This is a genomic window from Burkholderia sp. PvR073 (assembly GCF_054055695.1).
Genome location: NZ_JBSRXO010000014.1, coordinates 162,698 through 173,949 on the forward strand (window position 1 = coordinate 162,698; position 11,252 = coordinate 173,949).

9 protein-coding genes are annotated in these 11,252 nt (G+C 67.6%); 3 read left to right on the plus strand and 6 right to left on the minus strand.

From position 1 onward, the window contains the following. Positions 1-160: 160 nt before the first annotated feature. Positions 161-1,381 carry an MFS transporter gene (locus ACVK00_RS30590; RefSeq protein ID WP_284891621.1) on the minus strand — a complete coding sequence of 407 codons (1,221 nt, stop codon included), beginning with the start codon at positions 1,379-1,381 and terminating at the stop codon, positions 161-163. 290 nt (positions 1,382-1,671) lie between these two features. Between ACVK00_RS30590 and ACVK00_RS30595 the strand changes: the two genes are divergently transcribed. From ACVK00_RS30595 to ACVK00_RS30605, 3 genes are all read left to right on the plus strand, one after another. Beyond that, positions 1,672-2,214: a GNAT family N-acetyltransferase gene (locus ACVK00_RS30595; RefSeq protein WP_284891618.1), complete on the plus strand. Its 543-nt coding sequence runs from the start codon at positions 1,672-1,674 to the stop codon at positions 2,212-2,214. A 148-nt stretch (positions 2,215-2,362) separates the two neighbouring features. After that, complete coding sequence (locus ACVK00_RS30600) at positions 2,363-2,989, plus strand: ParB-like protein (RefSeq protein WP_228907511.1); 627 nt, start codon at positions 2,363-2,365, stop codon at positions 2,987-2,989. A 24-nt stretch (positions 2,990-3,013) separates the two neighbouring features. Further along, complete coding sequence (locus tag ACVK00_RS30605) at positions 3,014-4,732, plus strand: SulP family inorganic anion transporter (RefSeq protein WP_284891617.1); 1,719 nt, start codon at positions 3,014-3,016, stop codon at positions 4,730-4,732. 38 nt (positions 4,733-4,770) lie between these two features. On the opposite strand, the gene ACVK00_RS30610 is transcribed toward ACVK00_RS30605, so the two are convergent. The 5 genes from ACVK00_RS30610 to ACVK00_RS30630 form a co-directional block, all read right to left on the minus strand. Then, positions 4,771-5,721: a carbohydrate kinase family protein gene (locus ACVK00_RS30610; protein ID WP_284891616.1), complete on the minus strand. Its 951-nt coding sequence runs from the start codon at positions 5,719-5,721 to the stop codon at positions 4,771-4,773. Positions 5,722-5,848: 127 nt separating this feature from the next. Beyond that, positions 5,849-6,793, minus strand: coding sequence for an ABC transporter substrate-binding protein (locus ACVK00_RS30615; RefSeq protein ID WP_166721530.1), 945 nt, complete (start codon positions 6,791-6,793; stop codon positions 5,849-5,851). An 86-nt stretch (positions 6,794-6,879) separates the two neighbouring features. Continuing rightward, positions 6,880-7,917: an ABC transporter permease subunit gene (locus ACVK00_RS30620; protein WP_166721531.1), complete on the minus strand. Its 1,038-nt coding sequence runs from the start codon at positions 7,915-7,917 to the stop codon at positions 6,880-6,882. Between the two features lie 40 nt (positions 7,918-7,957). Continuing rightward, entirely contained in the window at positions 7,958-9,511 is a 1,554-nt protein-coding gene (locus ACVK00_RS30625) for a sugar ABC transporter ATP-binding protein (protein WP_284891614.1), read from the minus strand. Then, positions 9,498-10,745, minus strand: a complete 1,248-nt coding sequence (locus ACVK00_RS30630; protein WP_228907515.1) for an ROK family protein — start codon at positions 10,743-10,745, stop codon at positions 9,498-9,500. Before ACVK00_RS30630 ends, ACVK00_RS30625 begins: the two co-directional genes overlap by 14 nt. Between the last annotated feature and the right edge of the window lie 507 nt (positions 10,746-11,252).

Consider the following 11,252-nt stretch of genomic DNA (forward strand, 5'->3'; position numbering starts at 1 on the left):
TCAAACAGCCGTTTTTATTAAGATAAAAAAACGCAGGCGGCGCGGGCAAGCAGGGAATCTGGACAAATTCCTCTAGTTCGATGTGCAGATGCGGAATACATCGCGTGCGGCCCCGGCGGGACGGGGCACACGCGATGATGCAATGCGGCAACGCGCGGGTTTAGCCGACGGTGGTACGCGTATTGACCGATTGCGTCATGTCGATGCCGCGCCGTTCGCGGCTGAACACGATCAGCACGGCGATCACGACGGCGACGATGCCGGCGACGAGCGCGAGGGCAAAACTGTAGTTGTTGCCTTGCGAAACCGCGAGCGACGCCTGCATCGTCGCGTTACCCGACGCCAGCAGATTGCCGAGCTGGTAGACGACGCCGGGGAAGGTCGCGCGGATCTCGTCGGGCGAGATCTCGTTCAGGTGGACGGGGATCACGCCCCACGCACCCTGTACCGAGATCTGCATCAGGAACGCGCCGGCGGCGAGCGCGACCGGGCCGCTCGAGAACGCCCACAGCGGCAGCACCGGCAGCGCGATCAGCGCGGCGATGAAGATCGCGCGCCGGCGGCCGATCCGCTCCGAGATCGCGCCGAACGACAGGCCGCCGACGATCGCACCGAGGTTCAGCACGATCGTGATCCACGACACGGTGTGCGGATCGAAGTGATGCTGTTCGCGCAGGAAGGTCGGGTAGAGATCCTGCGTGCCGTGCGAGAAGAAGTTGAACGCGGTCATCAGCACGATCGCGTAGATCGTGAGCTTCCAGTTCTGCTGCAGCGTGGCGCCGAGGCTCGGCCGCGTACGCTTTTCCATCTGCTTCCAGGCCGGCGACTCGGGCACGTGCGCCCGCACGTACAGCACGAGCAGCGCGGGCAGCACGCCGACCATGAACATCCCGCGCCAGCCGATGTATTGGTAGAGCAGGCCGAACACGACGGACGCGAGCAGATAGCCGCTCGGATAACCGGCCTGCAGCAAGCCCGACACGAAGCCGCGCGCATGGGTCGGCACGGTTTCCATCGTCAGCGCGGAGCCGACGCCCCATTCGCCGCCCATCGCGATGCCGAACAGCGCGCGCAGCACCAGCAGCGCGGTCAGGCTCGGCGCGAAGCCCGATGCGAGTTCGAACAGCGAATAGCACGCGATGTTGACCATCAGCGTCGGGCGGCGGCCGAAGCGATCGGCGAGCCGGCCGAAGATCAGCGCACCGATCGGGCGCATCGCGAGCGTCAGCGTGAGCGCGAACGCGACGGCGGGGATCGTCGACGCGAATTCGGCGGCGATGTCCTTCAGCACGAAGACCATCAGGAAAAAGTCGAATGCGTCGAGCGTCCACCCGAGGTAGGCGGCGATCGTGACGTTGCGTTGTTCGCGGGTCCAGCTCATGTCCGAGGTCTCCTCGTTGGGCTTCTTGCGCTCACGATCTGAAGGCGGATGCCGGCCCGGCTGGCGCGCGGCGCGGGGGCATGGACCGAGTGTAGGCCGCGATGCCGTCCGATGTGGGGCGCGATAATCGTGAATCGGGAATAATCCCTACGAAATGATCTGTTGAGAAAGCGGAAACAACGGCGTGTGAGACGAGCGTCAGGCGTCTGCATCATTACTGAAGGCTTTTTGTAGCAGTTATGTAATGCGTGATGCGCACGATGCGCGTCGCCCCCGAATCAGGAGTCCCGATGACCGAACCTTCCGTAGCCGCATTGCCCGTCCTGGAGACCGAGCGGTTGTGGCTGCGCCCGCGCGTGCTGGCCGATCTCGACGCGAGCATCGAGATGGATCGCGATCCGGAGGTCACGCGCTACATCGCGGGCCCGTGGCACGACCCGGACGAACATCGCCGCTTCGTCACGCACCGGATCACGCGCGACTATCCGCCGGGCCTCGGCTACTGGTCGATCTTCGAGAAGGCCGCGCCCGGCACGTTCATCGGCTGGATCCTGCTGATTCCCGACTATGCGGACGGCGCGCGCGACGTCGAGATCGGCTGGCGGCTGGTGCGCGCGGCGTGGGGGCGCGGCATCGCGTGCGAAGCCGCCGCGGCCGTCGTGCGTCATGCGTTCGACACCGTGCGGCTGCCGCGCGTGATCGCCGATATCGCCGAGGCGAACACGGGCTCGCTGAACGTCGCCCGCAAGCTCGGGATGCGGCGCGTGAGCGTCGTGCACGACGGGATTCCCTACGTGCGTCATCGTCTCGAGCGCGACGACCTGCGAGCCTGACGCGGTGACGTGACGTGACGTGACGTGACGCGGCAGCGACGCCGGTTGTCAGAGAAGGTCAAGCGCATGCCGATCCTGATCGCGAGGTATTAGCAGTTCGCACGATCAGGAGTATCGTTGCCGGAAATTCCCAACATGGGGTACGACCATGGCACTCGGCAACGACGTTCATCTCATTCCCGTCCGGCTCGACGCATTACGTCCGACACAAATGACGGTCGGCTATCGCGAAGTGAAAGCGAAGCGCAGGCACTGGAAAGCGCTCGACAAGCGTGCGCGCAAGGCCGCGATCGACTCTCACTGGTTTCCGGCCGTCCTCGGCCCGGGCGGCCTTTACTACATCACCGATCATCACCATCTCGGCCTCGCGCTGATCGAGGAAGGGCAGACGCGCGTGAACGCGATGCTGCTGAAGGATCTGTCCTGGCTCGAGGACACGATCTTCTGGCGGATGATGGAGCACAACCAGTGGGTGCATCCGTTCGGTTCGGACGGCTCGCGTCGCGACTACGCGAATCTGCCGAAGGTACTGACGGGGCTCGAGGACGATCCGTACCGCAGCCTCGCGGGCGAACTGCGCACGGCGGGCGGCTATGCGAAGGATGCGACGCCGTTCAGCGAATTCCTGTGGGCCGACTACCTGCGCCAGCACGTGACGCTCGACCAGATCCGCAAGAACTTCTCGAAGGCGCTGGACGTCTCGCTGCGCCGCGCACACGACCAGGACGCGCGCTATCTGCCCGGCTGGTCGGGTGTCATCGCTGCCAAACCCTGACACGCGCACGGCGCCTACCGCCTCATGACGACCGCCTCGCCCCGTCCGGATGCCGGCCCGCAGCATCCCGAGCATTTCGCTGCACTCGATGCGGCAACGCCGCCGCCCACGCGGCGCATCGGCCTTGACGCGCTCGCCGGTCTGTCGATCGCCGGGCTGCTGATTCCCGAGGCGGTCGCATATGCGGGGCTCGCCAACCTGCCGCCGCAGGCCGGTCTGATCGCACTGCTGTCGGGGCTCGTGGTGTATGCGCTGACCGGCAGCAGCCGCTTTGCAATTGTGTCGTCGACCTCGTCGTCGGCGGCCGTGCTCGCGGCGACCGTGCTGGCCGAATCGGGGATGGCGCTCGCCGCGCAACTTGCGCTGGCGGCCGCACTCGTCGCGATGACCGGCGTGCTGTTCATCCTGGCGGGCGCGGCACGGCTCGGCGGCATGTCGGATTTCGTCGCGCGGCCAGTGCTGCGCGGGTTCACGTTCGGGCTCGCGCTGACGATCGTCCTCAAGCAACTGCCGAAGATCCTCGCGATTTCCGTGCAGCACAGCGATGCGCCGCATGTCGCGCTCGACCTCGTCGCCGGTGCGCCGCATGCGAACCTCGCGAGCGTCGCGCTCGGCGGGAGCGCGCTCGCGCTGCTGTTCCTGCTCGGGCGCAGCAAGCGGGTACCGGCCACGCTCGTCGTGATCGTGCTGTCGATCGCGGCCGGCTATATGGTCGAATGGCAGCGCTACGGGATCGCGATCGTGGGCCACATCGATTTCCAGCACCTCGAATTCGGCCTGCCGCAACTCGACCGCAACGCATGGATGCAGACGGTCGAGCTCGCTTTCGCGCTGATGCTGATCCTGTATGCGGAGTCGTACGGATCGATCCGCAACTTCGCGCTGAAGCACGGCGACAGCGTGTCACCAAACCGCGACCTCGTCGCGATCGGCTGCGCGAACCTCGTGTCGGGGCTGCTGCACGGGATGCCGGTCGGCGCGGGCTATTCGGCGACGTCGGCGAATGAGGCGGCCGGCGCGCAATCGCGTTTCTCGAGCCTGTGGGCGGCCGGCGTGGTCGCGCTGATCGTGTGGCTGCTGCTGCCGCAACTCGCGCGCACGCCGGAGCCCGTGCTCGCGGCGATCGTGATCTTCGCGGTCAGCCATTCGCTGCATCCGTCGGTGTTCCGGCCGTACTGGGTCTGGCATCGCGACCGGCTCGTCGTGGCCGCCGCGCTGCTCGCGGTGCTCGTGCTCGGCGTGCTGCACGGGCTGCTCGCGGCCATCGGCGTGAGCCTGCTGCTGACGCTGCGCAAGTTGTCGGAGCCGAACGTCAGCGTGCTCGGCCGGCTGCGCGACGGGCACGACTTCGTCGCCGTCGCGAATCACGCCGATGCGAAGCCGATACCCGGTGTGCTGATCGTGCGGCCCGAGGCGCAGCTGTTCTTCGCGAACGCCGACCGGATGCTCAATCGCGTGCGCGCGCTGATGAAGGCCGCGCCCGATACGCATACGGTGATGCTGAGTCTCGAGGAAACGCCGGACGTCGACGGCACGACGATCGAGTCGTTGCGCACGTTCGCGGCCGAATGCGCGGCACGCGGGCTGCAGTTCGCGATCGTGCGGCTCAAGGAGCACGCGCTGCATGCGCTGAGTCGCGCGACCGACGATACGCTGCGTGACGAAGCGATGTCGGAGCTGAGCGTCGACGAGAGCCTGCAACTGCTGCAGGCGCGCGGCGATGTCGGGAAGGCAGGCGCGTGAGCCTGCGGGGCACACGCGCGGGCTAGCTCCGGAGCCGCCTAGTGCGACAGTGCGGTGTCGGCCGGTTCGGCGCTCGCGCGGCTGGCCACGACGTCGGCGACTTCGGCAGCCGTCGGCGCATACGCGCCCGCATGCGCGCAGGCGACCGCCGCGCAGGCTGCCGCGTAGCGCAGATGGTCGGCGGCCGATGCGCCGGGATGCATGAGCTGGCTGGCGAGCCAGCCGCCGATGCTGGCGTCGCCGCAGCCGACGGTATCGGCGACCTCGGTCGCGAACGCCGGCTGGAACAGCGCGGTGTCGCGGTGCAGGAGCTGCATGCCCGCCGCGCCGCGCGTGACGAGCACGGTCGCATCGGGCGCCCAGGCGCGCAATTGCGCGAGCGCGGCGGCTTCGTCGAGTTCGGGAAACAGGCCGCGCAGATCTTCATCGGAGACCTTGATCCAGTCGGCGAGACCGGCCAGCGTGCGCAGCGTGTCGCGATACGACGGAGCGGCCATCGGCGCGCGATAGTTCGGGTCGAACGAGATCCGCTTGCCGGCCGCGCGGGCAGCCCGCACGACCTCGATCAGGCGCGGCGCGAGCGGCTCGCGCACGACGCCGAGCGAGCCCACATGCACGATCTCGGCCGCGTCGAGCGCGCCATCGGGCAGGTCGGCCGGATCGAACACGAGGTCGGCGCTGTTCTCGCCGATGAAGAAATAGTCGGGCGGCTGTTTCGACACGACCATCGCGAGCAGCGGCGGGCGATCGACCTGTTGCATGAAGCGCAGGTCGAGCCCGGCATCGGCGCTCCGGCGCATCAGTTCGTCGCCGAAGATATCGCGGCTGACCGTGCCGGCGAATGCGGTCGGCACGCCGAGCCGCGCGCCGACGCGCGCGACGTTCCAGCACGAGCCGCCGGCGACGCTGCGCCAGTGCTGCGCATCGTCGCGGATGAAATCGGTCAGCGCTTCGCCGAATACGATCAGGCGGGGGAGCGTCGTCGTCATGTCGAAATCTCGTGCCGCGGCGTGTCGCGCGGCGGTGCGGCGGTTGAGGTGGGCGGACGGGCAGGGCGCGCGTCGCACGCGGCGACGCGGCCCGGCGCCGCCCGGGGTCGCGGGTCGCGCAACGCGATCAGCGCGGGCTGCTCCAGCCCTTGTAGCCCTTCACGTTGTCGCGCGTGACGAGCGTCGGCTCGATCAGGATCATCGGATTGGCCGGCTTCTGCCCGTTCATGATTCCGTAGCCGACGTTGACGGCCTGCTGCGCCATCGCCCACGGATCCTGGCTCGACGATGCCTGCACGAGCGTGTTGGACTTGAGCGCCACCTCGATGTCGGGCGCGCCGTCGACCGACGTGATCACGATGTTCGGGCGGTTCAGCTGTTTCGCCGCGAGATCGCTGCCGATCGCCTGCGGGTCGTTGATCGTGAACACGCCGTCGAGCTTCGGAAAGCGCGTCAGGTAGCCCTGCATCGAGTTCATCCCGCCTTCGCGCGAGCCCTTGCCGTCCTGATCGCTCGACAGCAGCTTGATGCCCGGATTCTTCGCGAGCACCGCCTTGCAGCCGTTCACGCGATCGATCACGGCCGACACCTGCGGGCCGTTCTCGATGATCACGTTACCCTTGCCGTTGAGCTTCTTCGCGAGATAGTCGCAGGCCAGCTCGCCGGCCTTCACGTTGTTGGTCTGGACGGTCGCGTTCGCACCAGCCGCCGCGACGTCCACCGCGACGACCGTGATGCCGGCCGCCTGCGCCTTCTTCACCGCCGGCTCGATCGCCTTCGGATCGGTCGCGTTGAGCAGGATGATGTCGACGTGCGCGGAGATGAAGTTGTCGATCTGCGTGAACTGCTTGTTCAGGTCGTAGTCGGCCGACACGGCGGTCACTTTCGCGTTCGGGTTGAGCTGTTTCGCGCGCGCTTCGGCGCCTTTCACGATCGTGACGAAGTACGGGTTGCCGAGCGATCCGACCGTGACGCCGATCGATTTCAGCGGCTTGTCGGCTGCATGGGCGGCGGCAGCGCCGAATGCGAGCGTGCAGGCGACGGCGGTCAGGGCGGCTTTGTGCTTGAACATGTCGTTGTGTCTCCGGATGGTCCGTTGGCGGACGGGCGCAGGAGGACCTGCCTGCGCCCTGATGGTTGAACGGTGAGGAAAGCGTGTCAGGTACGGGCCGAGTCGCGCTGGCGATAACGGTCGAGCGCGACCGCGCCGATGATCACGAGCCCCTTGATGATGTACTGCCAGATGTCCGATACGCCGAGCAGCACGAGGCCGTTGGTCAGTACCGCGATGATCAGCGCGCCGATCAGCGTGCCGACGATCGAGCCGACGCCGCCGACGAAGCTCGTGCCGCCGAGGATCACCGCGGCAATCGCATCGAGTTCGTACGACTGGCCGAGCTGCAGGCCGTTGGCCGCATAGAGCCGCGCGGACGACATCACCGCGCCGAGACCCGCGAGCAGGCCCGACGCCGCATAGACGAACATCTGGATTGCCCGCACGTTGATGCCCGACAGCCGCGCGGCTTCGGGATTGCCGCCGACCGAATAGATCCGCATGCCGAGCACCGTGCGGCGCAGGATGAACCACGACAGCGCGATCACCGCGCAGGCGATCACGACGAGCCACGGCACACCGAGGATCGTGCCGTTGCCGATGAACGCGAACGGCAGTTGCGGGTTGAAGATGGTCGTGTCGTTGCCGATCAGGCGGGCGACCCCGCGCACGGCCGTCATCGCGCCGAGCGTGACGATGAACGGCGGCAGGCGCAGGAACGAGATCAGGCCGCCGTTGATCGCGCCGAACACGAGGCCGACGGCGAGCGCGATCGGCACGCCGAGCCAGCCCCAGCCGGGGATGGTCGACGCGAGCAGTGCGGCGACGGCCGACGCGGCGAGTACCGAGCCAACCGACAGGTCGATGCCGCCCGTCAGGATCACGAAGGTCATGCCGGCCGCGAGCACGATGTTGATCGATGCCTGCTGCGTGACGATCGACAGGTTCTGCAGCGTGAAGAAGCCGTCGGTCAGGAATCCGAAGCCGATGCAGAGAACCAGCAGCACCGGCAGCATGCCGGCGGTGCGCATCAGCGACTGCATGCGTGCGCGATGATCGGCGCCGCGCATCAGCGGCGTACGGGTGGCCACCGGATGGGCCGTCGCGGAAGCGAGGTTCCGCTGCTTGGTCGGGTTGATCATTTCGGTACCTTGAATGAAGAAGGAAATGAAGGGGCCGTGGTCAGTGCGCGTCGGCGAGTTCGGCCTGCGAGCCGGTCGCGAGCGCGATGATCGCTTCCTGCGTGATGGGCGTATGCGTGTGGCCGCCGAGTTCGCCGGCGATCTCGCCTTCGCGCATCACGAGCACGCGGTCGGCGACACCGATGATTTCCGGCAGTTCGCTCGAGATCACGATCACGCCGACGCCCGCGCGGGCCAGTTCGTTGATGATCCGGTAGATCTCGGATTTCGCGCCGATGTCGACGCCGCGCGTCGGTTCGTCGAGAATCAGCACGCGCGGCTTCGTCTCGAGCAGGCGCGACAGCAGCACTTTCTGCTGGTTGCCGCCCGACAGCGCGCCGACGTTGACGTGGGCGTTCGGCACGCGGATCGACAGCGATGCGATCGCGTCGCGTGCGCGTTGCGCGCCGCGTGCGAGATCGAGCGCACCGAGCCGCGCATCGCGGTTGCACACCGAGATATTGATGTTGTCGCGTACGCTCATGTCGAGGAACAGGCCCTGGCGCTTGCGGTCTTCCGTCAGGTAGACGAGGCCGGCGTCGATCGCGTCGCGCGGCGAATGCGCGCCGAATGCGCGGTCGCCGAGCTTCACGTCGCCGCGCGTGCGCGGCTCGGCGCCGAAGATCAGCCGCGCCAGTTCGGTGCGGCCCGCGCCGACGAGCCCGGCGATGCCGAGCACCTCGCCGGCATGCAGGTCGAGGCTGCAGCCGCGCACGCGATCGGCGTCGGCGATGTCGCGCACCGACAGCAGCAGGTGACCGGGGTCGTACGGCGCATGTTCCTTCTTGTAGAAGCCGGAGATGTCGCGGCCCACCATCATCGCGACGAGCCGCTCGGCCGACAGCGATTCGCGCTCGAGCGTGCCGACGTACGATCCGTCGCGCAGCACCGACACGCGGTCGGACAATTCATAGATTTCCGCCATCCGGTGGCTGATGTAGATGATCGCGAGGCCTTCCTCGCGCAGCTGGCGGATCAGGCCGAACAGGTGCTCGGTCTCGCGCGACGACAGCGGCGTCGTCGGTTCGTCCATCACGAGGATGCGCGCGCGGGTGTGCACGGCGCGCGCGATCTCGACGAGCTGCTGCTCGGCGATCGACAGCGTGCCGACGAGCGTGTCCGGACCGAACGGCGCACCGAGGCGGGCGAGCACGTCCTGGCAGCCGCGCGCCATCGCCGCGCGGTCGATGGTGCCCCAGCGCCGGTTGCCGCGCCGCAGTTCGCGGCCGACGTAGATGTTTTCCGCGACGGTCAGGTTCGGCGCGAGGCACAGCTCCTGGTAGATCACCGCGACGCCTGCATCGCGCGCGGCGAGCGGGCCGTCGACGTCGATGCGCTCGCCGTCGATCAGGATCTCGCCGCCGGCGTCGGCGCGGTACGCACCGGAGAGGATCTTCATCAGCGTCGATTTGCCTGCGCCGTTCTCGCCCATCAGCGAATGGATCTCGCCCGGATAGACGGTCAGGCTGACGTTGTCGAGCGCGCGCACGGCCGGGAACGTCTTGCTGATCCGGCGCATCTCGAGCAGCGGCCGGGACGACTCAGATCGCGACATGGTTGACCTCCTGCGATTCGGTGCGGGCGCCCTTGAGGATGCCGGCCCGCGGGGAGAAGTTGAAGAACATCGGCAGCGTCGCGGCGCCGATCGCACCGGCGTCGGCGCCGAACGTGCCGCGCACGAGCGTCGGCGTGCCGCGCGCTTCCGGCGCGGTGGCAACGAGCGCCGCGCGCAGGCGGGTCGTCACCGCATCGAGCAGGCCGGCGTCGGTATCGGCGTCGAGCACTACCACCGGCGCATCGACGACGCACAGCACCGCGCGCAATGCCGGTGCGAGCGCGTCGACGCAGTCGTCGATCCACTCGTCGACCGCCGGCAGGCCACGCGCGATGCAGGCCTCGAGGTCGGCGCGATTCTCGACCGTCTCGCCGTGATGGCGGAGGTGGCGCACGAGCGCATGCAGCGACGCGCGGGCGAGCAGGATGTCCCACGGGCCGCGCGGCGGCGGTGCGGACGCCAGCCGGCTCGGCGGCACGGGAATCACGGCGATGTCGCCGGCATTGCCGGTCACGCCGCGCAGGCAGTCTCCGTCGACGGCGATGCCGCCGCCGATCGCGGGGCCGATGAACAGGTAGACGAAGTCGTCGCACTGTCGGCCGTACCCGTAGAACAGTTCGGCGATCGCGGCCGCGTTGCCGTCGTTTTCGCCGAACACGGGCAGCGACAGCATGCGCCCGAGGTCGCTCGCGAAATCGACGTCTTCCCATGCGCGGAACGTATCGGGCGCGAGGCCGAGTTCGCGCATCCACGCGCCGAGGTTGTACGGCTGGGCGACGCCGACGCCCGTGAGTCGTGCGCGCTCATGCGGGGGGAGCAGATCCTGCATCGCATCGATGTCGCGCCGCACGATGTCGAGCACGTCGGCGGGAGGAGGAAGCAGCGTGTCGTGCGAGCGGCGGCCGAGCACGTCGCCCGCGAAATTGACGAGCGCCGTTTCGATGCGCATCCGGTCGAGATGGACGCCGATGCCGAACGCACCGCGCGGATCGAGACGGACCAGCGATGCCGGCTGGCCGCGCTGGCCCTCAGTGCGGCCGGCGAATTCGATCAGCTTCGCGTCGGCGAGCGACGCGATGATGCTGCCGACTGCCGTGCCCGTCATGCTCGCGAGACGCGCAAGGTCGGCCTTCGACGCGCTGCCCGCACGGCGCAGCGTCTTCAACAGCAGGCGCTCGTTGTAACGGCGCACGTTGGCCGAGTTGCTTCCCTGGCCGATGTGCGGGCTTCTCATGGCGTCTCCTTCCATGGTGCGTCGTCTGTCGACGCATTAAATAAATCACGTTGATTTATTTAACCGCGTGAGCAACGGCATGTCAGCCTAGGGAAATCCCGGCTTCGGCCGGAGAAGCAGGCGGGGCGTGGGTTTGCGGGCGTGGCAGGTTTTCATCGTGCGTCGTTGCGGGTGCGATGAGGCGCAGGATTCGGCTGCCGGCCGACCTCGCGGTCGTGGTCGGCGCAACGTTTCGGCGCGATCCGGCGGGTCGTTTGTTTGGTGTCGACGACGCACGTGAGCTCGTCGCGAAGGCCGAGGTGATTTGTCCTTGCGCAAAGATGACGAGGGAGGAGATGCGGTACGCGTGGCGCGCGTAATGGGGAGGGGCGGTGTGACTCGCGATATGAACGCGATATCGCGCTTCCGGAAGCGGAAATGAAAAAAGGCCGGCATAAGCCGACCTTTTCAAAAAACAGATGGTGCCCAGGAGAGGACTCGAACCTCCACGATGTTGCCACCGCTAGG